The sequence below is a fragment of the Methylomonas rhizoryzae genome (genome assembly GCF_008632455.1).
Lineage (GTDB): Bacteria > Pseudomonadota > Gammaproteobacteria > Methylococcales > Methylomonadaceae > Methylomonas > Methylomonas rhizoryzae.
The window spans coordinates 1,659,452-1,683,739 of sequence record NZ_CP043929.1; the positions used below are offsets into that span (position 1 = coordinate 1,659,452).

Below are 24,288 nucleotides of genomic sequence, written 5' to 3' on the forward strand. Positions count from 1 at the left end.
ATGGCTAGTGAAGGTGGTGCTACCGGTTATATTGTCCATCATTTAACTCCGCTGTCGGTTGGCGAGGGGTTTTGGACTTTACACTTGGATACCCTGTTTTATTCCACTGTACTAGGTGGTTTGTTTATTTGGTTCTTCAAATCGGTTGCTGAAAGAGCTACCGCCGGAGTGCCTGGGATGGCGCAAAATTTTGCCGAGATGATCGTCGAATTCGTCGATACACAAGTCAAAGACACTTTTCACGGACGTAGCGAATTGATCGCACCTTTAGCGCTGACCATCTTTTGCTGGGTATTTCTGTGGAATGCGATGGACATGTTGCCGGTCGATTTATTGCCGATGATAGGCGGCTTAATGGGCATGGAATACATGCGCGTGGTCCCCAGTACCGATTTGAACGGTACGTTTGCATTGTCTATCAGCGTGTTTTTGTTGATTTTCTTTTACAGCATCAAAGTCAAAGGATGGTGGGGGTTTGCCAAGGAGATGACGTGCACCCCATTCGGCCCCAAAATGCTGCCCTTCAATTTGTTGTTAAAAACAGTTGAAGAATTGGCTAAACCGATTTCTTTGGGACTACGGTTATTCGGAAACCTGTATGCCGGCGAATTGGTATTCATCTTGATTGCCTTGTTGCCGCCCATCGTGCAACCGTTGTTGGGTTTCCCCTGGGCCGTTTTCCATATTTTGGTCATTACGCTGCAAGCTTTCATTTTCATGGTGTTGACCATCGTCTATCTCAGCTTGGCCTGCGAAGATCATTAACCGATTTATTTTTTACATTCACTTGATAATTACTTAGGAGACATTATGGAACTCGCTACTTTAATCGCCAACATTCAAGGCTCTACCGTTATTGCTGTCGGCATTATTTTGGGCTTGGGCGCTATCGGTACCGCTATCGGTTTCGGTTTGTTGGGCGGTAAATTCTTGGAAGGCGCTGCTCGCCAACCGGAATTGGTTCCTATGTTACAGGTCAAAATGTTCATCATTGCCGGTTTGCTTGACGCGGTAACCATGATCGGCGTTGGTTTGGCCTTGATGTTGACTTTCGCCAATCCGTTCTTGTCTGCTGTTCAGTCTGTTGCGGGCTAAATCAAGCACTGATTTCGTTGCTCGGGGCTGCCGCCTGGAAGCCTGCAAAGGGCTGCGCACGATTGCGTAAGGCGGAGCGAACGATAACAGCACTAAAGAGGAAACCACGATGAGTATCAATGCTACTCTGATCGGGCAGATGATCACCTTCACGCTTTTGGTGTGGTTCACCATGAAGTATGTTTGGCCGCCGATCATCGCTGCCTTGGAAGAGCGAAAAGTCAAAATCGCCGAAGGCTTGGCCGCGGCGGAACGAGGCCAGGAAGAAATCAAACTGGCTGAGAAAAAAGCCGTTACCGTTCTTAAAGATGCTAAAGATCAGGCGTCTGAAATCATTGCTTCTGCGCAAAAACGCGCCAATGAACTGGTAGAAGAATCTAAATTGCAAGCCGAAAAAGAAGGCGAACGTTTGTTGGAGGCTGCCAGAGCGCAAATCGAACAAGAAGCGTTGCAAGCTAGAGAAAATCTACGCAAAGAAGTCGCTGCGCTGGCTCTGCGTGCTGCAGAACAGATTTTGAAAGAAGAAATCGACAAAGCCAAGCATCAGGATCTTTTGAATAGAACTGCGGAACAATTAGGGTAATCATGACTGAATTAGCGACACTAGCTCGTCCCTACGCAGCGGCCGCATTCGATCGAGCGAAAGAAAGCGGCGCGACTGAGCAATGGGCGCAAGCACTGCAGTTTTTGGCGTTAGTGCTCGAAGATCCTAATATGACGGGTATCGTCAGTAATCCACGGGTCGGAGCCGACAAACTTTTACAACTACTTTTGGATATTTGCCAGGACCAAGTTGCTGAAGAAGTAAAAAATCTTCTGAAGTTACTGGTGCAAAACGGCAAATTGAAATTGCTGCCAACCATATCCAAGTTGTACGAGGAATGCAAAGCCAACGACGAAGGCTACGTTAATGTCGATCTTTTCAGTGCCTATGCCCTAACCAAGACCGAACAAAATAAATATGTCGCCATGCTGGAAAAACAGCTCCGCAAAAAAGTAAACGCTACGGTGCATGTCGATAAAACCTTGATCGGCGGCATTTTAGCCAAAGCGGGCGATAAGGTATTGGACGGTTCGGTCAGCGGCCAGCTTCAACAATTAGCCAAAAGGCTCTAAGAGCTAGATCGGGAAAATAAAATGCAATTAAATCCATCTGAAATAAGTGATCTGATCAAGAAGAAGATCGAGAATTTCGACGCCCAATTGGAGGCGCATTCGGAAGGTACCGTAGTTAGCGTAACCGACGGTATCGTTCGTGTACATGGTTTGTCGGACGCCATGCAGGGCGAGATGCTGGAATTTCCTGGCGGTTCTTACGGCATGGCATTGAACCTGGAAAGAGACTCCGTCGGTGTGGTCATGTTGGGCGCATACCAACATATTTCCGAGGGCGATACGGTCAAATGTACCGGCCGCATTTTGGAAGTGCCGGTTGGCGATGCTCTGCTCGGCCGCGTAGTCGATGCCTTGGGTAATCCTATCGACGGCAAAGGTCCCATCGACACCGATTTGACGTCTCCGATCGAAAAGATTGCACCAGGCGTTATTGCCCGCCAATCGGTAGACCAACCGGTACAAACCGGTTTGAAGCCTATCGATTCCATGATTCCTATCGGCCGCGGCCAACGGGAGTTGATCATTGGCGACCGCCAAACCGGTAAAACCGCGATTGCGATCGATGCGATCATCAACCAAAAAGGCACCGGAATTAAATGCATTTATGTGGCGATCGGTCAAAAACGCTCGTCGATTGCTAACGTAGTCCGCAAATTGGAAGAACACGGCGCGATGGATCACACCATCATCGTCGTTGCATCGGCTTCCGAATCCGCCGCGTTGCAATTTATCGCGCCTTACACCGGTTGCTCTATGGGCGAATATTTTCGCGACAAAGGTGAAGATGCGCTGATTATTTATGACGATTTGACCAAACAAGCCTGGGCTTATCGGCAAATTTCCTTGCTGCTGCGCCGCCCTCCGGGCCGCGAAGCTTACCCCGGCGACGTGTTCTACATTCACTCGCGCTTGCTGGAACGCGCCGCACGTATCAATGCCGATGAAGTCGAGAAATTGACCGGCGGCAAAGTCAAAGGCAAAACCGGTTCGTTGACTGCGCTACCGATTATCGAAACTCAAGGCGGCGACGTGTCCGCGTTCGTACCGACCAATGTGATTTCGATCACCGACGGCCAGATATTCCTGGAAACCGGTTTGTTCAACTCCGGTATTCGTCCTGCAGTTAACGCCGGCTTGTCGGTATCGCGGGTTGGCGGCGCGGCGCAAACCAAGATCATCAAAAAGCTGGGCGGCGGTATTCGTCTGGACTTGGCGCAATTCAGAGAATTGGCGGCCTTCGCTCAGTTTGCTTCGGATTTGGACGAAAGCACTCGAAAACAAATCGAGCGTGGTCAGCGAGTCACTGAATTGATGAAGCAGCACCAATACGCGCCGATGTCAGTCGCGGAAATGGCGGTATCGCTTTACGCTGCAAACGCCGGTTTCCTGGATAGTATCGAAGTCAAAAAAGTGCGCGATTTCGAAGCGGCATTAATGTCATTCATGAAAGCCGAAGAAGCCGAACTGATGGCCAAGATCAACGAGAAAGGCGACTACAACGACGACATTCAAAAAGGCATGCATGCCGCTATTGAACGCTTCGTCAAAACGAGTAGCTGGTAAAAGGATCATCGATGGCTGTTGGCAAAGAAATACGTAGCAAGATTGCGAGTATCAAAAATACTCAAAAGATCACCCGCGCCATGGAAATGGTGGCCGCGAGTAAAATGCGTAAAACTAAGGATCGCATGCAGGCCACTCGCCCATATTCCAAAAAAATTAGTCAGATCATCAACCATCTGGCGCACGCCAATCCGGAATACAAACATCCTTACATGCTGGAACGTGAGGTTAAAAGGGTCGGAGTTATTGTGGTCAGTTCGGATAGGGGGTTGTGCGGCGGTTTGAACGCCAACCTGTTTCGTTCCGTGCTGAATCATATGCAGCAGTGGAATGCGCAAAACCTCGAAATCGACGTTTGTGTGATCGGCAGCAAGGCGGCCCAATTTTTCAGCGGCATCAACGCGCGGATAATAGGCCAAGTCGTCAAATTGGGCGATACGCCGCACCAAATCGACATCGTCGGCGTTATTAAAGTGATGCTGGACGCTTACGAGACTGGTGCTATCGATCAGCTGTACGTGTTCAATAACGAATTCGTGAACACGATGACGCAAAAACCGGTTAGAACTCAGCTGTTGCCGGTAATCGCCGGCGATCTGGAAGACGATTTGAAAGGAATCTGGGACTATCTGTACGAGCCGGGCGCTAAAGAGGTGCTTGATCATTTGCTGCAGCGTTATGTGGAATCCATCGTTTATCAAGGCGTAGTCGAAAACAATGCTTGCGAGCAGGCGGCGCGTATGGTGGCCATGAAAAGTGCATCCGATAACGCCGGAAACATCATTAAAGAGTTGCAGCTGGTCTACAACAAAGCCAGACAGGCGGCCATTACGCAGGAAATCTCGGAAATCGTCGCCGGTGCCGCAGCCGTTTAACGCATTTACAAGTTTCAGAAAGTTTATATAGAGGACGACATAATGAGTTTGGGTAAAATCGTTCAGATTATCGGGGCGGTCGTAGACGTCGAGTTTCCGCGTGAAAGTATGCCTAAGGTATACGACGCACTGAACGTCGCGGGCGGTCTGGTCCTGGAAGTTCAGCAACAATTGGGTGACGGCGTGGTGCGTACCATTGCGATGGGCTCTACCGACGGCTTGAGCCGCGGCGTAGACGTCAGCAACACTGGCGATGCCATTAAAGTACCGGTCGGTAAAGCCACTTTGGGCCGTATCATGAATGTGCTGGGCGACGCCATCGACGAAAAAGGCCCGATAGGCGAAGAAGACAAGTGGACGATACACCGTAGTGCGCCATCCTACGACGAACAAGCTCCGGCCAACGAATTGTTGGAAACCGGCATCAAGGTTATAGACTTGGTTTGCCCGTTCGCCAAAGGCGGCAAAGTCGGCCTGTTCGGCGGTGCCGGCGTAGGTAAAACTGTCAACATGATGGAATTGATCCGCAACATCGCGATCGAGCACAGCGGTTACTCGGTGTTCGCCGGCGTGGGCGAGCGTACTCGCGAAGGTAACGACTTCTACCACGAAATGACCGATTCCAACGTTATCGACAAAGTATCGCTGGTGTACGGACAGATGAACGAGCCGCCCGGCAACCGTCTGCGCGTAGCGTTGACCGGTCTGACCATGGCCGAATACTTCCGCGACGAAGGTCGCGACGTATTGTTTTTCGTCGATAACATTTACCGTTATACCCTGGCCGGTACCGAAGTATCGGCGCTGTTGGGCCGGATGCCGTCCGCGGTAGGTTACCAACCGACATTGGCGGAAGAGATGGGGGTACTGCAAGAGCGGATTACTTCAACCAAAACCGGTTCCATTACTTCTATCCAGGCGGTATACGTACCGGCCGACGACTTGACCGACCCATCGCCTGCTACCACTTTCGCTCACTTGGACGCGACGGTGGTGTTGTCACGGCAAATCGCCGAGTTGGGGATTTATCCGGCGATTGATCCTTTGGATTCCACCAGCCGCCAGCTGGACCCTTTGGTGATCGGACAAGAGCATTACGACACCGCCCGTTCGGTACAAGGTATTTTGCAGCGCTACAAAGAACTGCGCGACATCATCGCCATCCTGGGTATGGACGAATTGTCGGAAGAAGACAAATTGACCGTAGCCCGCGCGCGTAAAATCCAACGTTTCTTGTCGCAACCCTTCTTCGTCGCCGAGGTATTTACCGGTTCTCCCGGCAAGTACGTGTCTTTGAAAGACACCATCGCCGGTTTTAGGGGAATCATCAGCGGCGAATATGACCACTTGCCCGAGCAAGCGTTCTATATGGTCGGCACCATAGACGAAGCGATTGAAAAAGCCAAAAACATGTAGTCCGACTCGGCAGAGGAGTAAGTAGATATGGTAATGACCATTCACGTCGACATCGTCAGCGCCGAGCAGGAAGTGTATTCCGGTTTGGCGGAGATGCTGTTCGCCCCTGCTGAATTGGGCGAAGTGGGTATCGCGCCCCGCCACGCGCCGTTGATCACCCGTTTAAAGCCGGGAGAGGTGCGGGTGAAAATCAGCGATAAGGAGAGCCAAGAGTTTTTCGTATCGGGCGGTTTATTGGAAGTGCAACCGCATGTGGTGACCGTGTTGGCGGATACCGCCATTCGCGCCCGCGACATCGACGAAGCCCAAGCTTTGCAGGCTAAAGCGCGTGCCGAGGAGATGTTAAGCGACAAGTCCGGCAAGATAGACTATGCTATTGCCCAGGCGCAACTGGCGGAAGCCGTGATGCAGTTGAAAACCTTGGAACGCTTGAGAAAACGCGGTTCGTAACCCGCCGGTTTTATCATCAGTATCAAAGCCCGATAACGTTAGCGTCATCGGGCTTTTTTCATTTTGGGAACAGACATGCCTATCAAAACCATTATCCTCGCTGCAGGGCAAGGCACCCGCATGCGCTCGGCATTGCCGAAAGTCTTGCACCGGATTGCCAATAAGCCGTTGTTGGAGCACGTTTACGACACTAGCCTAGCCATTCCGGAAAATTCCGTATACATCGTCTACGGTCATGGCGGCGATATCGTCAAGCAACAGCTTGCGCATCTGGATGCCGTCTGGATCGAACAAAAACAACAATTGGGGACCGGTCATGCGGTTCAACAGGCTATCGGTTACGTGGAAGACGCCGATACCGTTTTGATTTTGTATGGCGATGTGCCGCTGTTAAAAGCCCAAACCGTGCAAAATCTGCTGAAAAATGTCAGTGTCACGTCGCTGGCGTTGCTAACGGTCACGTTGCAAGATCCAACCGGTTACGGGCGTATCGTGCGCGATAAAGATCACGCCGTGATCAAAATCGTCGAACAAAAAGATGCCAACGAAGTGGAACTGCAGATTGGCGAGGGTAACACCGGCATTCTGGCCTGTAAAGGTAAGCAATTGAAGCAGTGGTTATCCGGCTTGAGCAACAGCAATGCCCAGGGCGAATATTATTTGACCGACGTGATCGAAATGGCGGTTGACGACGGTTTGACCATAGAAACCAGTCAGGCCGGCACGACGGACGAGGTGTTGGGCGTCAATAATCGCCAGCAACTCGCGCATTTGGAACGGGTATATCAACAAGAACAGGCGGATAGGCTAATGTTGTCCGGCGTTACCTTGCGGGATCCTAACCGATTCGATTTGCGTGGAGAGTTGGTCGAAATAGGGCAGGATGTCGACATAGACGTGAACGTCATATTCGAAGGCGTGTGTCGAATTGGTTCTAACGTGAAAATCGGCCCGAATTGTTTGATCAAAAATGCAGAAATCGGCGACGATGTCGAAGTTTTAGCCAATTGCGTCATCGAAGACGCGCACATCGGTAGCGGTTGCCGTATAGGCCCGTTTGCCCGATTGCGGCCGGACAGCCAACTGGCCGATCACGTTCACATCGGTAATTTCGTGGAAGTAAAAAAATCCAGCGTAGGTAGCGGCAGCAAGGTTAATCACCTAAGTTACATAGGCGACAGCGAAATCGGTGCCAAAGTGAACGTAGGCGCTGGTACCATTACCTGCAACTACGACGGCGTCAATAAATTCAAAACCGTTATCGAAGACGGCGCCTTCATCGGTTCAGACACCCAGCTGGTGGCCCCGGTTAAAGTGGGGAAAAACGCGACCATAGGTGCCGGCTCGACGATCACTCGCGATGCGCCGGCAGAGCAACTGACTTTGAGTCGATCCAAGCAATTTACGGTTGCCGGTTGGCAGCGTCCCGTTAAAAAGGAGAAATGATCCATGTGCGGCATCGTCGCAGGCATAGCCCAACGCAATGTAGTTCCTATTCTTATCGAAGGCCTGAAGCGCTTGGAATACCGGGGGTACGATTCCGCCGGCTTGGCGGTCATCAACCATAACGATATTTTTCGCAAGCGCGAACTGGGTAAGGTCAAAGGTTTGGAAGCTTTGATAGACAAAGATCCCATCGAAGGCCGCATCGGCATTGCTCATACCCGTTGGGCGACGCACGGCAAACCCAGCACGCAAAACGCTCATCCGCACGTTAGCCGTGATCAGGTAGCCGTGGTGCATAACGGCATCATCGAAAATCACGAAACCCTGCGCACCGCCTTGCAGCAAAACGGCTATGTGTTTACTTCTGAAACCGATACTGAAGTCATTGCCCATAAAATTGCCGAGGAACTGCAAAATTCGGCCAATTTGCTGGATGCCGTAAAAAACACGGTCGCAACCTTGCAAGGCGCTTATGCGCTCGGCGTGGTCTTCGCCCAGCAGCCGGATATCCTGGTGGCTTGCCGTAAAGGCAGTCCGCTGGTCATCGGCATCGGCATCGGCGAATATTTCATCGCCTCCGATATTGCCGCGTTGCTGCCGGTGACCCAGCGATTCATCTTCCTGGAAGAAGGCGACATTGCCGAGTTGACCATCAACGGCGCGACTATTTTCGATCAAAGCGGCCGCCGCGTGGTGCGTCCGGTCATCGAAAGCCAACTGAAAGCCGATTCGGTGGACAAAGGCAAGTACCGCCATTACATGCTTAAAGAGATCCACGAGCAGTCGTGGGCGATTTCCGAAACCCTGGAAGGCCGCTTTATCGATAACCGCTTGTTGGATACTGCGTTCGGTCACAACGCAGCGCAGGTGTTCGATCACATCAAATCCGTGTTGATATTGGCTTGCGGCACCAGCTATCACGCCGGCTTGGTAGCGCGTTACTGGTTGGAAAAACATGCCCGCGTGCCGTGTGCCATCGAAGTTGCCAGCGAATTTCGCTACCGCAACCCGGTGATTTCCCCGGATACTTTGGTGGTAACCATCTCTCAATCCGGCGAAACCGCCGACACCTTGGCCGCATTGCAGGAAGCCAAACAACTCGGCGTCAAACATTCGCTGGTGATTTGCAACGTGCCGGAAAGTTCGCTGGTACGAGAATCCGATCTGGTGTTGATGACCCGCGCCGGTCCGGAAATCGGCGTCGCCTCGACCAAGGCCTTTACTACGCAATTGGTGGCATTGTTGATGTTGCTGATCGCGGTCGGCCGTCGTTTTCAGCTTAGCAAGGAGTTGGAAAATCAAATCGTTTCCGAACTGTTCGCGCTGCCCGGCAACATCGAAAAAGTATTGAAGCTGGACGAAGCCATAGAAGTGTTGTCGCAGCGTTTCGCCGATAAACACAACGCGCTGTTTCTGGGGCGCGGTACGCATTACCCGATTGCAATGGAGGGAGCGTTAAAGCTCAAGGAAATTTCCTACATCCACGCCGAAGCTTATCCGGCCGGCGAATTGAAGCACGGCCCCTTGGCGTTGATAGATGCGGAGATGCCGGTCGTCACCGTAGCGCCGAACAACACGTTGTTGGAAAAACTGAAATCCAATATCCAGGAAGTTAGCGCGCGCGGCGGACAATTGATCGTGTTCATGGACGAAACTTTGGCCGAAACCGGCGGCGACAACGTGCAAATCATCAAAATGCCCAGCGTCGCCAACATGGTTTCACCTATCATTTATACGATTCCGTTGCAACTTTTGTCCTACCACGTCGCCGTGCTCAAAGGCACGGATGTCGACCAGCCGCGCAACTTGGCGAAATCAGTGACGGTGGAATAGGGAATTAGCAAACCGACTAGGTTTGTGTTGCGAGAATAAAGTCATAAAAATTGGTTCTACCAGCCGTGCTCCTTAAAGGGCTACGGCTGGTGTAAGCGCATGCGCTCTAATGCCTATCGCTGTATTGGCAGTATTTGATATCTATAATTGGTTTCACGTAAGCTCAGGATATTGGGCGGATACTTAACAGCGCCTAGAGCTAACCTTCCTATCGCCGGAACTCTTCCTCCCAGAACGAAATGTGACAAAGTAGAATTAATAACCTTACAAAACTCGTTAGGTATTCAAAGGCCACACGCTTCTATCTGAAATCAATGCGCCGACGGCAGTTCAGGACTCCGCCAAGCCTCCAATACAAAGGCAGCCAATTCGGTAACGCATAAGCGAATGAGCTGAAAAACGGCGATCAGCAGAATGGCAGCAGAAAAAAGCACGGTTATAGCTACTAATAAAACTTTCATAAAGCCCTCCATCAAACCAGTCATGTTGGCGATGGCGCGCATTCTTTCAGTTTTTATTCAAATTTCAAGTCGATACGGCGCAACAAGCTGTTGCGTGACTAAGGCGATTCCGCTCACTTCAATGGGTTGGCTGACAAACTTGAGGTGAAATATTTTTTGGAAATGACCTTGTACAAGACGCAACCTTACAGGCACCGACTGGCCGGTGATTAATTGCAGTCCAATCGACAAACCCGCGCGGGTTCAACGCCCTTACAGAACGTTGGCGACCACCCAGTAAATCGCGGCTATTTCCAGAACCAGTGGTAGAAGATAAAAAAAGGGATGCCGCACTCTGGTCGACAATAGCGTTCCCCTTATCCGACCGGGCTTTGGCGGAAAGGAAGGATTGGCGACGTAGGCCGAATCACAGTCCTCTGATGGCGCCGTATAAACGCTACTGATAAAGCAATCGTCATTGTCGAAGATTGAATTAAAGACATCATCCAACTTTTTTTGGTTGTCGAATAAGCTATTTAAAACCAAGGGATCGATAGCGGTAGCTGACATGACACAAATCTCTGATTGTTTCGTTCAAGGTCAGGCTAACGAACTCGCGAAAATTATTCCGGGAACATTGTCATGTTCTGATGAAAAGATCAGGCTTCCTCCTATTGCCGGCGGAGAGCTTCAAGCTGGTGATCCAAAATTGATAAACCGCTGCGGCGCTTGCTTCAGCAACGTCGAAAGGGTAAAACCGTCCCCCATCACACACAAAACAGCTCCTCGATTGTGGGTTTGGCGATTGGGAAAAAAGCACAATCGCGTCGTTTGCCAATGCAAGCTTCATTTCGCGCAGCAACGCCTCAAGCGTTCTGATTTCTTGATTCGAGCTTACTGCCGTGGGCAACCAGCAAACAATGAAGGCATAGCGGCTTATTCAATGTCGACATGAATTTCGTTGCGGCGCAGCATGGGTAATGTCCACGGCGGATCGTAGGCTGCTGAGCGTGCTGAAGAAATCGGCTTGAATGATTGTTGGTTTAGCCATTCCAGCAATTTTTGACTGTTGCGGGTAATGGCTCCTTCGCTCAGCGATCCGCTGTATTGCAGAACGGCCACTTTTTTTGCCGGTAGCTGATGCAACTCGACGTGGGTGTCGAGCGGAATCGGCAAGGTCTCCAGGCTATAGCCCGCGGGCATGACGAATGACATGCGCCACAGTCGCCCGTCGGTTTGTTGCAGCACCGGCGCGGTCATTGCAATTTCTTCGCCTTCTGCTTCGCGAAGCACCGGCGTGGTCATCACCACTTTTTCTCGACGGGTATTGCCGCCGAAAATATAGCCGGCCAGCCGCTTGAAACCGATACTACCCGCTTCCGGGTAGTCGGCGGCGGCGAGGGTTTCGGCCACCAATAGGGAGGGGTAAGCGCGTATTTCGAACTCGCCATCCCGCAACAGGACTTGGTATTCGGGCTCCGGCGCATTTCTAATGCCCATCACGCTACATCCGGCCAGCCAAAGTCCCGACAACAGGGAAACTATTTTTTTCATTGCTTGGGTCATCCTTCATTCATTATCACATGTGACATTGGCCGTGTTGCCAAGGTTTCCCGACTCATAGGCTACCCAGTGATTTTCAAACTCGAGCAAACCATGAAATCTGAAAGGTGTCGGGAGATAACTGCTCGGCAAACATCAGAAGTTGTTATTTGCCGCCCCACCGGTTAAACAAAATCCGCATGATTGCCGCGTTAGCCAATCGCCGATCAAATCGCTCCGGGTCAAATTCGCCATCAGCCCATGCACGTAAATATGCGGCTTCTTCAGAATCCGGTCCTTCCTGCAATACTTCCAGAAAATCGGCATAACCCTCAGGGCCGCCGACATCTTCCGGTGGGCAGGCGCGTGCCCCATCCAACACCCAGGCGCCACCTTTGGGATCGTTATCTAAATTTTTTCGAATGTCTTCCACGGTGACCAGATGTTCCCAGTTATCGCCCAGATCATAGCGATAGAGCATGGTGTCGTTGGTGGCCAGCAAGCGATTCAGATAGGCTTTGCGCTCGTCCAACAGTCCCAGGTCATCTTCGGGATCGGGTAGCGCGTAGATTTGGTCCCGAATTTTAAATTGGTGTAAGTGATAGTCACTCCAGCCAAAGGCAGCCTGAATAAAGTGGTGGAGTTTCGCCAAGCTGACACGGCCATCGACTTCCAGCCTTCGCCATACCGGCGGACGTATTTCACTGGGCCGTAGCTCGATATGCAAGGTGTATAAGCACGGTTGGCTTGTGCTGCTGGCGTGTTTTTTACCGACGGGCTTTTGTTCGGCCATAGCAAATCTCAATAAAAGTCATGCGCTGTAGTTTAACCTCAAGGCAGCCAAATGCGATTTCGCATGTTGTCGCGCGTTTTGATAAAGCGGCTTACACTACGCGCTTGAATGATTCACCCGCTCAGGAGCCTTCAGATGTCTTTGTCGATGTACGTTATTACAGTTTCCCCGATCATTCGCAGTCTGACGCAATTACGACAGATTTTGGAAAAAGCGTCCGATTATGCGGAGGTTAAGAAGATTGATCCATCGGTGTTGATCAACGCACGTCTATATCCCGATATGTACCCATTGAAGCGCCAAGTGCAGATTGCCAGCGATGTCGCCAAGGGTGCCGTTTCCCGATTAGCCGGACAAGAACCGCCCAAATTTGACGATGTTGAAAACTCTCTTCTTGAGTTGATCGAGCGCGTTGATAAAACGCTGGCACATATCCATTCGTTTACGGCTGAGCAAATTGATGGTGCTGAAGCCAATACCATCTTGCTACCCAGGCATGACCGGACATCGACCTTTACCGGCTTAACCTACCTGACAGACTTCGTGCTGCCAAATATTTATTTCCACGTCACAATCACCTATGCCATTCTGCGACATAACGGGTTAGAAATCGGCAAGAACGATTATTTGAGCGATGTGGGGTGATTCGATACGGTTATTCGTTTGGCATGGCTAGCGATGCTATTTTTCGGCCATAAGTGACCGGATCATTTGCCAAATAGCGGCTATCCGCATGTCGAAATTGGCTAGTTTCAGAAAACCACTGTCATTAGATGTAGATAAAAACACGCAGTAGAATACCTAATAACTTTGTGGTAGAAATCACAAAACACGAGCGGCTAAACCTCTCGTGAGGTAGGGGCGGAAAGTCGCGGGTTCCTAAATTCGGAAAGCCGGAATGCCGAATTCGACGTCGTTAACGTCATTTTTGGTAGTCCGGCTTTTTACTGCCGAATTGAAAGCCTGGCGATTCACACGCTAGCTATTGAACCGTTTTAGATTCATGTTATTTATCCGGCTGGCTTTTGTGCTAGCCACTGACTCCAAAGGTAACCGTATGAAATATGCCTTCGCACTGGTATTGACAGCCTCATTGATCAGCTTTACCGGTTGTGTAAGTCGAGACATCCATGAAGCCGTCGAAGACCGCGGCCCGCAAGTGGCCTTTGCACCGTTGCCGCAAGCCAGCCGCCTGACGGTGGCGGTGTCCCGGTTTACCAACGAATCGGTCTATGGCAGCGGCTTGTTTACCGATCAATCCGGCGATCGGATTGGCAAGCAGGCGGCCGATTTGTTGTCGCGCCATCTGATGGCGACCCAGCATTTCAATGTCGTGGAGCGGCAGGACATCAGCAAACTCAAATCCGAAGCCGAATTGATGGGCAAGAGCGAACCGGAATTCAAACAAAATCTGCTCGGCGTCGATGCCTTGATCATGGGCTCGGTGGTGGAGTTGGGTCGCGATACCACCGGCGGTGTCTGGCTGATCGGTAAGGAAAAAACCCAACGGGCGCGGGCGCGGGTGGTGTTGCGCTTGGTCGATCCGAAAACCGGCCAAGTGTTCTATAGCCAGGAAGGCAGCGGCGAAGCGTCGATCTCCTCGACCGCGACGCTGGGATTTGGCGGCACGGCAGGCTTTGATTCGACGCTGGAAGGCAAGGCCATCGATGCGGCCATTGTGAATATGATCAACAACGTGGTCAGTACCTTGGAAGCACGCGGCAAAGCCCAGCCGTAAACCTTTCAAAGTAGGGAAGCGGATGATGCTTAACCGTCGAGGGACAAGGTATGTTGGTGAGTGCGCTAAAAGAATCGTCATGCTGTTGGTGCTTTCCGGTTGCGCGCCGCAAGGCTTGTTTTATTGGGGGGACTACGAAAGCAGTCTCTACGAACGCTATGTCGACAATAACAGTCAGCATACCGATGCCTATTTGCGCGATACGATTACTGCAGCCGAGCAGCATCAGCGCCGCGTGCCGCCGGGTGTGTATGCCGACTACGGTTTTTTATTGTACACCCGCGGCGATAAAGCCAGCGCCATCGCCTACTTTCAGAAAGAACGCACGCTGTATCCGGAATCCACGGCGTTGATGAACAAATTGATCGAGAAAATTCAGCAGCAGGGAAAAACGCCGGAGCCGAACAGCGAAACCGCCGTACTTCCCACGCAACAGCGGGCCGCGCCATGAGAATTGGGTTTAGTCTGTTAATCGTCTGCCTGTTGCAAGCGTGCGTCGCGCCGCAGCATCTTAATTTGGACGCGTTTTATGCACATCCGCCCCGTTCGATCGTGGTGGTGCCGGTGGTCAACGAGTCGCCGGAAGTAACCGCCAATTCGGTTTTCATTACCACTATCACTCAACCGCTGGCCGAACGCGGCTATTACGTGTTTCCGGTGTATTTGACCGACATGATTCTGCGCGATTTCGGGCTGGTAGAAGCGGGACATATTCACTTATTACCGGCCGAACGCTTCTACGACCTGTTCGGCGCCGACGCGGTGCTGTTGGTGACGATCAGGGATTGGAGTACCAAGTATTTGGTACTGGCGTCGTCGGTCGTAGTGGAAATGGAATATGTCCTGAAAGACACCAGGACCGGCACCGTGCTTTGGCATAACCAGCAAACTTATGCACAGAGTTCCGGTGGCAGCGATCCTATCGCGATGGCGATTTCAGCGGCAATCAATGCCCTGATCACCGATTATTTGCCATTGGCCAGGCAAGCCAATTTCATGGCGTTCCAACCGCCAAAGGGTCTTCCCGCCGGGCCTTACCATCCGGAGTATCAACAAGACAAAGGCAAGTTTTGAGGGTTTGCAAGGAAGTACTTTTCAAAAACCTTACCCTGGATGCCGGATAGGGCGATGGCTTGGCCAATCCGAGTTGCAGTCTTGCCTGAGCGCCGGCATCTGTAGTTCCTAACGCGTCCGGGTTTCCAAGCGATTGGTTGCCTGAATCGGCGGCATTCAGACCTGTTCGGCTCGGCGGTCCAAGGCGCTAATGCTCAATTCCCTAGTTTTGTCGAAGATGCCTAACAGGGCGCAGTTATTATTCCGACACTGCAACCTAACCCGGCAGACCGGCTTACCCCGGCCAAATTCATCGCAACGTTCTGTTGGAATGTTTTGCGGAGTTAAAATCAAGGCGTTATCTGCTTGAACCTGCCGCTCCTGGTGTGTGTGATAGTGATAAGGATGTCGGGTATTTCGGACACCGCTCGATTGCACGCGCAGCAGCCTTTGATCGCATTCACGTCGGTAATTTCACACCCCTTAATTATTGACTGGACAATTCGTTAATCAACCTTTGCCCCCAATACCTTGGGTTTGCGGCATTTTTTACCATGGGCGCTGCGTCGGTTCAGCAGCTGGGGCGCTGAAACTTTTATCTGTTCTTTACAACCGTCGTTCATTTTTTTACGACATTTTTATCGGCTAATCCTTATATTGACCATCCGTTAAAGCTTTCAATCTTGTGATTAGGAGAATCCGATGGATGTCCTCTATTTATTGTTAACGGCGGTCTTCTTCATCGCTAGTGTATTTTTAGTAACGGGATGCGGCGCACTCGGGGAGCAAGCATGAGCTGGATTTATCTGTTAAGCGGCGGGCTGGCCTTGGCCGTGTTTGTCTATCTGCTGGTCGCGCTGTTTTACCCGGAGAAATTCTGATGAACGGACCGGGTTTTTTGCAAATCGCTAGTTATCTGATCGCGTTGATTGCACTAGCCAAACCGCTGGGCAGTTATATGGCGCGAGTTTACCAGGACGAGTCGGTCGGATTGAACCGCTGGTTCGCCGGTGTCGAGCGGCTGTGTTACCGTCTGAGCGGGGTCGATCCCGAGCAAGACATGCGCTGGCAGCAGTATGCCTGGGCGGCCTTGGCCTTCAACCTATTCGGCTTGCTGGCTGTCTATCTGTTGCAACGCTTTCAAGACGTGCTGCCGTTGAATCCGCAAGCCTTGCCGGCGGTGCCCCCGGATTCGGCCTTCAATACCGCGGTCAGCTTTGCCAGCAATACCAACTGGCAAGGCTACGGCGGGGAAAGCACGATGAGCTATCTGACGCAAATGTTGGGGTTGGGTGTGCAAAATTTTTTGTCGGCAGCCAGCGGCATGGCGGTATTGGTCGCGTTGATTCGCGGCTTCACTCGCCGCAACGCCCGGGGCATAGGCAATTTCTGGGTCGATTTGACCCGCAGTACCTTGTATATCCTGCTGCCGTTGTCGTTCGTGTTGGCCCTAGTGCTGGTCGGCCAGGGCGTGGTGCAAACCTTCAACCCGTATCAGACTGTAAGCTTGTTGGAAACCTCGAACAATACGGTTGATGCGAAGTCTATGGGTTTAGCTCCCTCTCCTGCTGGAGAGGGTAGGGGTGAGGAGAATCAAACTGGCAAACCGACTAAACAAACCCTGGCCTTGGGTCCTGCCGCCTCGCAAATCGCCATTAAGCAATTGGGCACTAACGGTGGCGGTTTTTTTAGCGTCAACTCCGCCCATCCGTATGAAAACCCGACACCGCTGTCCAATTTCCTGGAAATGCTGGCGATCCTGCTGATCCCGGCGGCGCTGTGTTACAGCTTCGGGCTCATGGTCGGCGACACCCGCCAGGGCTGGGCCATTTTAGGCGCGATGACCTTGGTGTTCGTCGCGTTGATCTTTGTCACGGTGCCGGCCGAACAACGCGGCAATCCGGCCCTGACGGCGTTGGGCATCGATCAAAGTATCGGCGCGCAACAAGCTGGCGGCAATATGGAAGGCAAGGAAACCCGCTTCGGCATCGTCAATTCCGGATTGTGGGCGGTAGCGACGACGGCTGCTTCGAACGGCTCGGTCAACTCGATGCACGATTCCTACACGCCGCTCGGCGGTTTGGCGCCGATGTGGCTGATGCAACTCGGCGAGGTGATTTTCGGCGGCGTCGGCTCCGGCCTATACGGCATGATCGTGTTTGCCATCGTCGCCGTGTTCATCGCCGGCCTGATGATAGGCCGCACCCCGGAGTACCTGGGCAAAAAGATCGAAGCCTTCGAGATGAAAATGGCCGCCATCGTCATCTTGATCCCGCCCTTGCTGGTGCTGGGCGGCACGGCATTAAGTCTGATGCTGGACGCCGGCAAGGCCTCGATCTTCAATCCCGGTGCCCACGGCTTCAGCGAAGTGCTGTACGCCTGGTCATCGGCCGGCAACAACAACGGCAGCGCCTTTGGAGGCTTGTCGGCCAACGTGCCGTTTTATAACGTCTGGCTGGGTCTGGCGATGTTGTTCTCCCGCTATTGGCTGATGATTCCGGTGCTGGCGATTGCCGGTTCCTTGGCGGCCAAAAAGACGGTACCGGTCGGTCCCGGCACGCTGCCCACGCATACGCCCTTGTTTGCGGTACTGCTGATAATCACCGTGCTGATGGTTGGCGCCTTGACCTTCGTGCCGGCACTGGCCCTGGGTCCGATCGTCGAACATTTACAAATGCTCAGCCAACACTAACAAGCGATGGGACATTCCATGACCAGCAAACCCGTTTCAACGTCCTTGATGGACCCGCAAATCCTGCAACAAGCGATTATCGGTGCTTTTGCCAAACTGACGCCACGCCGGCAATGGCAAAATCCGGTGATGTTCGTGGTTTATCTCGGCAGCATCCTGACCAGCGTATTGTGGCTGCAAGCCTGGAACGGCGGCGGCGAGGAACCGGCCGGCTTCAGTCTGGCGATTACGCTATGGCTGTGGTTCACCGTGCTGTTCGCCAATTTCGCCGAAGCGGTCGCCGAAGGCCGCAGCAAAGCCCAAGCCGCCTTTCTGCGCAGCGCCAAGCGCGACATTGCCGCCAAAAAGCTGGATGAAGCGAAATACGGCAGCAACTACAGCAAAGTCGCCGGCTCCAGCTTGCGCAGGGGCGATGTGGTGCTGATCGAAGCCGGCGACTTCGTACCGGGCGATGGCGACGTCATCGAAGGTGTGGCCTCGGTCGACGAAAGTGCGATTACCGGCGAATCGGCGCCGGTGATCCGCGAGTCCGGCGGCGACTTCAGCTCGGTGACCGGCGGCACCCGCGTGCTGTCCGACTGGCTGGTGGTGCGCATTTCCACCAACCCCGGCGAAAGCTTTCTGGACCGGATGATCGGCATGGTGGAAAGCGCCAAGCGCCAAAAAACCCCGAACGAAATCGCCCTGACCATTTTGTTGGTGGCCTTGACGCTGGTGTTTTTAATGGCGGTCGTCAGCTTGCTGCCGTTTTCCATTTACAGCGTAGAAACCGCCGGCAGCGGCCGCCCGATCAGCGTCACGGTATTGGTGGCATTGCTGGTCTGCCTGATCCCGACCACCATCGGCGGCCTGTTGTCGGCCATCGGCGTGGCCGGTATCGGCCGGATGATGCAAAAAAACGTCATCGCTACTTCCGGCCGCGCGGTCGAAGCCGCCGGCGACGTCGATGTATTGCTGCTCGATAAAACCGGCACCATCACGCTGGGCAACCGCCAAGCTTCCGGCTTCTTTCCGGTCAAGGGCGTCAAGGAGGCGGTTTTGGCCGATGCCGCGCAACTGGCCTCGCTGGCCGACGAAACCCCGGAGGGCCGCAGCGTGGTGATACTGGCCAAGCAAAAGTACGGTTTGCGCGAACGCGACATCCATTCTCTGGGCGCCACCTTCGTCCATTTCAGCGCCCAAACCCGGATGAGCGGCGTGAATTTGCCGGGCGACCCCAACAAACCGGGCGAGCCGTGCCGACATATCCGCAAGGGCGCGGCCGATTCCATCCGCCAGCACATCGAAACCCAAGGCGGCAAATGGCCGGCCGAACTGAAAACCCTGGTCGACGACGTGGCTCGGCGCGGCAGCACGCCGTTGGTGGTGGCGGAAGGCGACAAGGCTCTGGGCGTGATCGAGCTGAAAGACATCGTCAAGGGCGGCATCAAGGAGCGCTTCATCGAATTGCGGCAAATGGGCATCAAGACCATCATGATAACCGGCGACAACCGGCTGACCGCCGCGGCGATTGCCGCAGAAGCCGGCGTCGACGATTTTCTGGCTGAAGCCACCCCCGAGGCCAAGTTGGCGCTGATCCGCCAGCACCAGGCCGACGGTCGCCTGGTGGCGATGACCGGCGACGGCACCAACGACGCCCCGGCGCTGGCGCAAGCCGACGTGGCGGTGGCGATGAACAGCGGCACCCAGGCCGCCAAGGAGGCCGGCAACATGGTCGATCTGGATTCCAATCCGACCAAGCTGATCGAAATCGTCGAAACCGGCAAGCAGATGCTGATGACCCGCGGCGCGCTGACCACCTTCAGCATCGCCAACGACGTCGCCAAATATTTCGCCATCATTCCGGCCGCGTTCGCGACCACCTATCCGGTCTTAAACGTGCTGAACGTGATGCACCTGGCCACGCCGGCCAGTGCCATATTGTCGGCGGTGATATTCAATGCCTTGATCATCATCGCCCTGATTCCGTTGGCCTTGAAAGGCATCAAATACCGCCCGGTCGGCGCCGAGCAACTGCTGCACAACAACTTGCTGGTCTACGGCGTCGGCGGCTTGATCGTGCCGTTCATCGGCATCAAGGCAATCGATTTATTTTTGGTTGCTATGAATTGGGTGTAAGGAGCGAACATGTCCAATTATTTACGACCCGCGGCGCTGATGCTGCTGTTATTGACCCTGGCCACCGGCGTTGTTTATCCGGCCTTGGTGACCCTGGTCGCCCAAACCGTGTTTGCCGAGCAAGCCAACGGCAGTCTGATCAAAAATTCCCAAGGCGATGCGGTCGGCTCAAAACTGATCGGGCAAGCCTTCAGCGATCCGCAATACTTTTGGAGCCGGCCGTCGGCCACCGCAAACTATCCTTACAACGCCGCTGCCTCCGGCGGTTCCAACCTGGGGCCGACCAATCCGGCCTTGAGCGAAGCCGTTGCCGCCAGGATTCGGGCATTGAAGGACGTCGATCCCGGTAATCACTTACCGATCCCGGTCGATCTGGTCACCGCTTCCGCCAGCGGCCTGGATCCGCATATCAGTCCGGCGGCGGCGCAATACCAAGTCCAACGCATTGCCAAGCGGCGAAAAATCGATGAGAGCAAAATTCGGGAGTTGATCGCAGCCCATAGCGAAGGCCGGCAATGGGGCGTATTCGGCGAACCCAGGGTCAACGTGTTGCAATTGAATCTGGCGCTGGATCGGGTCGGCAAATCGTGAGCACGGGAACAAGTTCGTGAATATGCGTTTCAAGCGGGCTCCAATCGGTATGACCACCTTGCTGATGCTGGCAGCCACTGTCCCAACCGCCGTTGCCGGGGACTGGCAAATGGGTGCCGCCATCGATTTGAGTTACGCCAACGCGTTTCAGAGCGGCGACCGGTTGGCCTTTCGCAGCAAGGCGACGACGATGCGCTTGAACGCATTCAGCCCGAATATGGGTATGTTTTACCTAAGGAAATTGGCTTCGGAAAACTCGCGCTGGGGCGTGGATATTGGCGCTCATGCCGGTTACGACACCGACGGCCAGGTGCCGGGCAGCGACCGTTTGCCCGGCTACAGTATTCTGCGTTACCTGTCGCGCGCCAATGTCAGTTATCTGGCGCCGATCGGCAACGGTTTGAGCTTGACTGCGGGCTTGATGAACAGCTTTATCGGTTTCGAGTCGCTCTATGCCAAGGATAATTTCAACTACACCCGTTCCTGGATAGCCGATTATTCGCCTTATTTGCTGATCGGCATGGGCGGTCAATACGCCGTTGACCGGGATTTGAGCGTCAGTTTGTACCTGGTCAGCGACTACGACTATCTGGCCTACCGCAGCGATCAGCCCAAATATGCCGGGCAACTGGCCTGGCAATTTGCGCCCGGCTGGAAACTGACCCAAAACCTGTTTGCCGGCCCGGAACAGAAACAAACCGATACCGCCAACTGGCGCTATTTTTCCGATTCGATCGTACAGTGGTCCGGCGAGGACGTGACGGTGGCCTTGGCCTACGACGTGGGTACCGAGCGGGTGGTAGAGCAAGCCGGCAAACAAGTGTTGTGGATGGGGTCGGCCTTGTTCAGCCGCTGGCATGTCGATGGCCCCTGGAGTGTGGCGCTACGTCCGGAAATTTACTGGGACGGCGACGGCCGCCTGACCGGCAATCGCCAGTTGATCAAATCCGTCACCGCAACCCTGGAATACAAAATCCCGTTGGATTCGGCCGCGATAGCCTTGCGTAGCGAATATCGCTATGACGACTCCTCCGGCAGCCAAGGCGGCTTTTTCAGATACGGCGGGCGGGACGAGCTGATCGCCGGCCAGCATAGCGTGTTTCTATCCTGTCTTTTTAGTTTTGACCGTTCGTTCTGATCGGCCGCCTGGCAACGTTTATCTAACGATCATGAAGGCATGGCAATCGCCCCGGCAAATGAAAGTCGACGCTGTTCTGTCGCTAGTGTTTTGGGCGGCCGCCTAGTGACTTTCAGAGTAAAGGCAGCAGGCCGAGCCGGCCGGAAATGAACACCCTCCAGGCATCATCAAATGGCTTGTCCGTAAATTCGCCTGACCGTCCGGTAAAACCAGCGCGGCCGGCTCAGGATGATCGCAAAGGCGACCACCGGTGTGACCGGTACCGGCGCGATGTCGATCACGAACAGCGTCGCCAGACTGGCGAAGGTTTTGATTCGCGCTCCGCGGGTTTCGGCGGCAGTTACGAAATCTATATCGTGCGGATAGTCGTAGATGCCCCGCACTAGCCGGCGAAACCAGTCTGGACGCTTGGCCACGATAAACATGCCGATTAAACAACCGGGAGAAATCGGACCGAAACCGACGATCGCGAATATCGCGAACACCGACAGGGATTTTAGTTGGGCGGCATTAAGCATGTTGCGGAACAGATCTGAACGAAGAGCGGACATGATAACGGGAATTGGTCGGGCGACCGGCATTGTATCGTCATAAAGCTGCAATATCGGCAGCCAAGGGTACGCGTCGCGTACCATAACATTACAGTAAGGAAGCTCTGGTTAATTCAGGCCCATGGTGGGCAATTTGCCCACCATGGGCCGTGAGTGCCGGGTGGGCCTAAATCGTGCCCACCTTACCGGACTGGATAACGACTTGGGATCGCAATCCGGTTCCAAGCATTGATCACGACACCGAGCCACTCGACTGCCGCAATTTCTTCAGTTGACAGAACGGCTGCAGCTTCATTGTATACGGACTCGGGAACCTGCCCCTCAGCAACTAGCGTCACCGCCTCGGTAAGCGCGAGGGTCGCGCGTTCTTTCTCAGTAAAATATTGCGTTTCGCGCCATGCTGGTAAGACGCTGATGCGGTCGTTGGACTCGCCGCAAGCCAGTGCATCTCGAGTGTGAAGCCTGATACAGAACGCACACTGATTGAGTTGAGATGCACGAAGCCTCAACAAGTGCGCGAGCCCTTCAGTAATTCCAGCAGATGCGGCGTATTCATTTGCTAGACGATCAATAGCGACAACAGCTTGATATAAATCCGGGGCCGCCTTGCCTAGGTTGACTCGATTTTCCATTGCAGACAACTCCGCTGGTGTTGGATTCCGCCTAACGCCAAGCTAACCGGAGCGAGCGTCACGGTATGCGTGATGTTTGATGTTACTTCCATACACTTTTTTGATGGGAATCGAGTCCAAATCTATACCTTCCAAGCACCGGACATTGACCGCCCATCCATCGAAAGGCTTGGAGCCTTCGAGAATTTCTTCAGGCGTTGGATCGCTTGGGCGTCTGAAAGGCAGGATGCCGCATGTGGGACAAAAGAAATCTTTCGCCGTTTTGCTTCCCCATTGATACAAAGCAAGGTCTTCCCATGGAGTAAGCAAATTTAGTTTCTCTTTCGGAATCCGATGATTCAAGGCCCCACGTTTTTTACAAATAGAGCAATCGCAAACGCGCACGTGATCTATTTCAGCTTCAATCTCGAAGCGAACCCTTCCGCAATGGCAGGAACCTTTGTATTTAGTCATTACACATAATTCTCCGTGAGGCATAACGCCAGCGTAACGGGCCGGTTTGGAGCGCCAGCGGAAAACCGGTCGTGTTGACGCAATCGTTAAAGCCCATTAGTTCACACTCTGAACTATCTGTTGCCCAAGAAAAAAGTAGATACTTGGCAAATTAAAACGAGGGTCAGACGCAGGGAACACTAGATCGCTATTCGTATCACCTACCCCCCGAAAGTCAGTTCCGTTACGCTTTGTCCTGAATTCGGTAAGTTCGCTGGTGCCAATTTTGTAACGCCCTCCTGGGTGAATGTCTGAGTAGCCCTCCTTCTTTAATTTATCAAAGAAGCGCTCCTCTTCTCCAGAAGATTCAAACTTGTTTTGAACGGAACCATCTTGGAGCGCGGGGAAGAGCCAAGCCCAACCGCAATAAGCCTGAAAAAGATCATCGTCAGAAATTGCGTTTAAGTCACTACCAAGAAAAGACCAGGTTAGTCCCCCATTAACGAAACCTCTACCAACAGTTCCATCCGGCATGGTATATGAGACGAGATGGATTTGAACATTTCCGTACGATATTAGTTTCGCGTTGTAAGTTTTAATAAAACTCACACTCTTCGGTGCGACACCAAACTCTGCTGGGTGAGATAGCCACTCGGCCATCTTTTCCTCGATGGGTTTCTTGGTACTAGAACCAAACATTTCATACTCTTGCACACATGCCGAGACCAAAAAGCTCAACATCGACACAACAATTGCTCTGTTCCACATACCAAT

General features: G+C 53.1%; 27 protein-coding genes and 1 riboswitch. Of the genes, 20 read left to right on the forward strand and 7 right to left on the reverse strand.

The window, feature by feature from the left end:
* From atpB to glmS, 10 genes are all read left to right on the forward strand, one after another.
* Positions 1–765 (forward strand): F0F1 ATP synthase subunit A, encoded by a 765-nt coding sequence (gene atpB, locus F1E05_RS07645; RefSeq protein ID WP_150047734.1) that lies wholly within the window; start codon positions 1–3, stop codon positions 763–765.
* A gap of 45 nt (positions 766–810) precedes the next feature.
* Complete coding sequence (gene atpE, locus F1E05_RS07650) at positions 811–1,095, forward strand: F0F1 ATP synthase subunit C (RefSeq protein ID WP_150047735.1); 285 nt, start codon at positions 811–813, stop codon at positions 1,093–1,095.
* A 109-nt stretch (positions 1,096–1,204) separates the two neighbouring features.
* Positions 1,205–1,678, forward strand: coding sequence for a F0F1 ATP synthase subunit B (locus tag F1E05_RS07655; RefSeq protein WP_150047736.1), 474 nt, complete (start codon positions 1,205–1,207; stop codon positions 1,676–1,678).
* A gap of 2 nt (positions 1,679–1,680) precedes the next feature.
* Positions 1,681–2,211, forward strand: coding sequence for a F0F1 ATP synthase subunit delta (locus F1E05_RS07660; protein ID WP_150047737.1), 531 nt, complete (start codon positions 1,681–1,683; stop codon positions 2,209–2,211).
* Between the two features lie 21 nt (positions 2,212–2,232).
* Entirely contained in the window at positions 2,233–3,774 is a 1,542-nt protein-coding gene (atpA, locus tag F1E05_RS07665; RefSeq protein ID WP_150047738.1) for a F0F1 ATP synthase subunit alpha, read from the forward strand.
* Positions 3,775–3,785: 11 nt separating this feature from the next.
* Positions 3,786–4,649: a F0F1 ATP synthase subunit gamma gene (atpG, locus tag F1E05_RS07670; protein ID WP_150047739.1), complete on the forward strand. Its 864-nt coding sequence runs from the start codon at positions 3,786–3,788 to the stop codon at positions 4,647–4,649.
* Between the two features lie 42 nt (positions 4,650–4,691).
* A complete protein-coding gene (gene atpD / locus F1E05_RS07675; RefSeq protein ID WP_150047740.1) occupies positions 4,692–6,065 on the forward strand; it encodes a F0F1 ATP synthase subunit beta in 1,374 nt (457 codons plus the stop codon).
* 27 nt (positions 6,066–6,092) lie between these two features.
* Positions 6,093–6,515: a F0F1 ATP synthase subunit epsilon gene (locus F1E05_RS07680; RefSeq protein ID WP_150047741.1), complete on the forward strand. Its 423-nt coding sequence runs from the start codon at positions 6,093–6,095 to the stop codon at positions 6,513–6,515.
* 75 nt (positions 6,516–6,590) lie between these two features.
* Positions 6,591–7,961 carry a bifunctional UDP-N-acetylglucosamine diphosphorylase/glucosamine-1-phosphate N-acetyltransferase GlmU gene (glmU, locus tag F1E05_RS07685; protein ID WP_150047742.1) on the forward strand — a complete coding sequence of 457 codons (1,371 nt, stop codon included), beginning with the start codon at positions 6,591–6,593 and terminating at the stop codon, positions 7,959–7,961.
* A 3-nt stretch (positions 7,962–7,964) separates the two neighbouring features.
* A complete protein-coding gene (gene glmS / locus F1E05_RS07690) occupies positions 7,965–9,794 on the forward strand; it encodes a glutamine--fructose-6-phosphate transaminase (isomerizing) (RefSeq protein WP_150047743.1) in 1,830 nt (609 codons plus the stop codon).
* Positions 9,795–10,105: 311 nt separating this feature from the next.
* On the opposite strand, the gene F1E05_RS07695 is transcribed toward glmS, so the two are convergent.
* On the reverse strand, positions 10,106–10,297 hold the full coding sequence (locus F1E05_RS07695) for a hypothetical protein (protein WP_150047744.1): 192 nt from the start codon (positions 10,295–10,297) through the stop codon (positions 10,106–10,108).
* Positions 10,298–10,802: 505 nt separating this feature from the next.
* On the opposite strand from F1E05_RS07695, the gene F1E05_RS07705 reads away from it, so the two are divergent.
* Positions 10,803–11,189, forward strand: a complete 387-nt coding sequence (locus tag F1E05_RS07705) for a hypothetical protein (RefSeq protein ID WP_150047746.1) — start codon at positions 10,803–10,805, stop codon at positions 11,187–11,189.
* On the opposite strand, the gene F1E05_RS07710 is transcribed toward F1E05_RS07705, so the two are convergent.
* Both F1E05_RS07710 and F1E05_RS07715 read right to left on the reverse strand, forming a co-directional pair.
* The gene (locus tag F1E05_RS07710) at positions 11,171–11,788 is read right to left on the reverse strand and encodes an SOUL family heme-binding protein (protein ID WP_150047747.1); all 618 of its coding nucleotides are present in this window, start codon (positions 11,786–11,788) and stop codon (positions 11,171–11,173) included. The genes F1E05_RS07705 and F1E05_RS07710 overlap by 19 nt on opposite strands.
* A 154-nt stretch (positions 11,789–11,942) precedes the next feature.
* Complete coding sequence (locus F1E05_RS07715; RefSeq protein WP_150047748.1) at positions 11,943–12,569, reverse strand: plasmid pRiA4b ORF-3 family protein; 627 nt, start codon at positions 12,567–12,569, stop codon at positions 11,943–11,945.
* Between the two features lie 135 nt (positions 12,570–12,704).
* On the opposite strand from F1E05_RS07715, the gene F1E05_RS07720 reads away from it, so the two are divergent.
* The 9 genes from F1E05_RS07720 to F1E05_RS07760 all read left to right on the forward strand — a co-directional run bounded on the left by F1E05_RS07720 (position 12,705) and on the right by F1E05_RS07760 (position 21,899).
* Positions 12,705–13,214: a DUF1993 domain-containing protein gene (locus F1E05_RS07720; protein ID WP_150047749.1), complete on the forward strand. Its 510-nt coding sequence runs from the start codon at positions 12,705–12,707 to the stop codon at positions 13,212–13,214.
* 183 nt (positions 13,215–13,397) lie between these two features.
* A riboswitch (cyclic di-GMP riboswitch) is annotated at positions 13,398–13,475 on the forward strand.
* Positions 13,476–13,626: 151 nt separating this feature from the next.
* Positions 13,627–14,307 (forward strand): CsgG/HfaB family protein, encoded by a 681-nt coding sequence (locus tag F1E05_RS07725; protein ID WP_150047750.1) that lies wholly within the window; start codon positions 13,627–13,629, stop codon positions 14,305–14,307.
* 79 nt (positions 14,308–14,386) lie between these two features.
* A complete protein-coding gene (locus F1E05_RS07730; RefSeq protein WP_232056813.1) occupies positions 14,387–14,758 on the forward strand; it encodes a DUF4810 domain-containing protein in 372 nt (123 codons plus the stop codon).
* Positions 14,755–15,381 (forward strand): DUF799 domain-containing protein, encoded by a 627-nt coding sequence (locus tag F1E05_RS07735; protein ID WP_150047752.1) that lies wholly within the window; start codon positions 14,755–14,757, stop codon positions 15,379–15,381. The genes F1E05_RS07730 and F1E05_RS07735 overlap by 4 nt, the downstream gene beginning before the upstream one ends.
* 770 nt (positions 15,382–16,151) lie before the next feature.
* Positions 16,152–16,241, forward strand: a complete 90-nt coding sequence (locus tag F1E05_RS07740) for a potassium-transporting ATPase subunit F (protein WP_140911723.1) — start codon at positions 16,152–16,154, stop codon at positions 16,239–16,241.
* Complete coding sequence (kdpA, locus tag F1E05_RS07745) at positions 16,241–18,052, forward strand: potassium-transporting ATPase subunit KdpA (RefSeq protein WP_150047753.1); 1,812 nt, start codon at positions 16,241–16,243, stop codon at positions 18,050–18,052. The genes F1E05_RS07740 and kdpA overlap by 1 nt, the downstream gene beginning before the upstream one ends.
* 18 nt (positions 18,053–18,070) lie before the next feature.
* Positions 18,071–20,170 carry a potassium-transporting ATPase subunit KdpB gene (gene kdpB / locus F1E05_RS07750; protein ID WP_150047754.1) on the forward strand — a complete coding sequence of 700 codons (2,100 nt, stop codon included), beginning with the start codon at positions 18,071–18,073 and terminating at the stop codon, positions 20,168–20,170.
* A 9-nt stretch (positions 20,171–20,179) separates the two neighbouring features.
* Positions 20,180–20,761: a potassium-transporting ATPase subunit KdpC gene (gene kdpC, locus F1E05_RS07755; RefSeq protein ID WP_150047755.1), complete on the forward strand. Its 582-nt coding sequence runs from the start codon at positions 20,180–20,182 to the stop codon at positions 20,759–20,761.
* A gap of 49 nt (positions 20,762–20,810) precedes the next feature.
* On the forward strand, positions 20,811–21,899 hold the full coding sequence (locus F1E05_RS07760) for an outer membrane beta-barrel protein (RefSeq protein WP_232056814.1): 1,089 nt from the start codon (positions 20,811–20,813) through the stop codon (positions 21,897–21,899).
* Positions 21,900–22,066: 167 nt separating this feature from the next.
* Here the strand turns inward: F1E05_RS07760 and F1E05_RS07765 are convergent, their stop codons facing one another.
* The 4 genes from F1E05_RS07765 to F1E05_RS07780 form a co-directional block, all read right to left on the reverse strand.
* On the reverse strand, positions 22,067–22,417 hold the full coding sequence (locus F1E05_RS07765; RefSeq protein ID WP_232056815.1) for a hypothetical protein: 351 nt from the start codon (positions 22,415–22,417) through the stop codon (positions 22,067–22,069).
* Positions 22,418–22,632: 215 nt separating this feature from the next.
* A complete protein-coding gene (locus F1E05_RS07770; protein ID WP_150047757.1) occupies positions 22,633–23,082 on the reverse strand; it encodes a carboxymuconolactone decarboxylase family protein in 450 nt (149 codons plus the stop codon).
* 42 nt (positions 23,083–23,124) lie between these two features.
* Complete coding sequence (locus tag F1E05_RS07775) at positions 23,125–23,535, reverse strand: GFA family protein (RefSeq protein ID WP_150047758.1); 411 nt, start codon at positions 23,533–23,535, stop codon at positions 23,125–23,127.
* A 96-nt stretch (positions 23,536–23,631) separates the two neighbouring features.
* A complete protein-coding gene (locus F1E05_RS07780; protein WP_150047759.1) occupies positions 23,632–24,282 on the reverse strand; it encodes a hypothetical protein in 651 nt (216 codons plus the stop codon).
* Between the last annotated feature and the right edge of the window lie 6 nt (positions 24,283–24,288).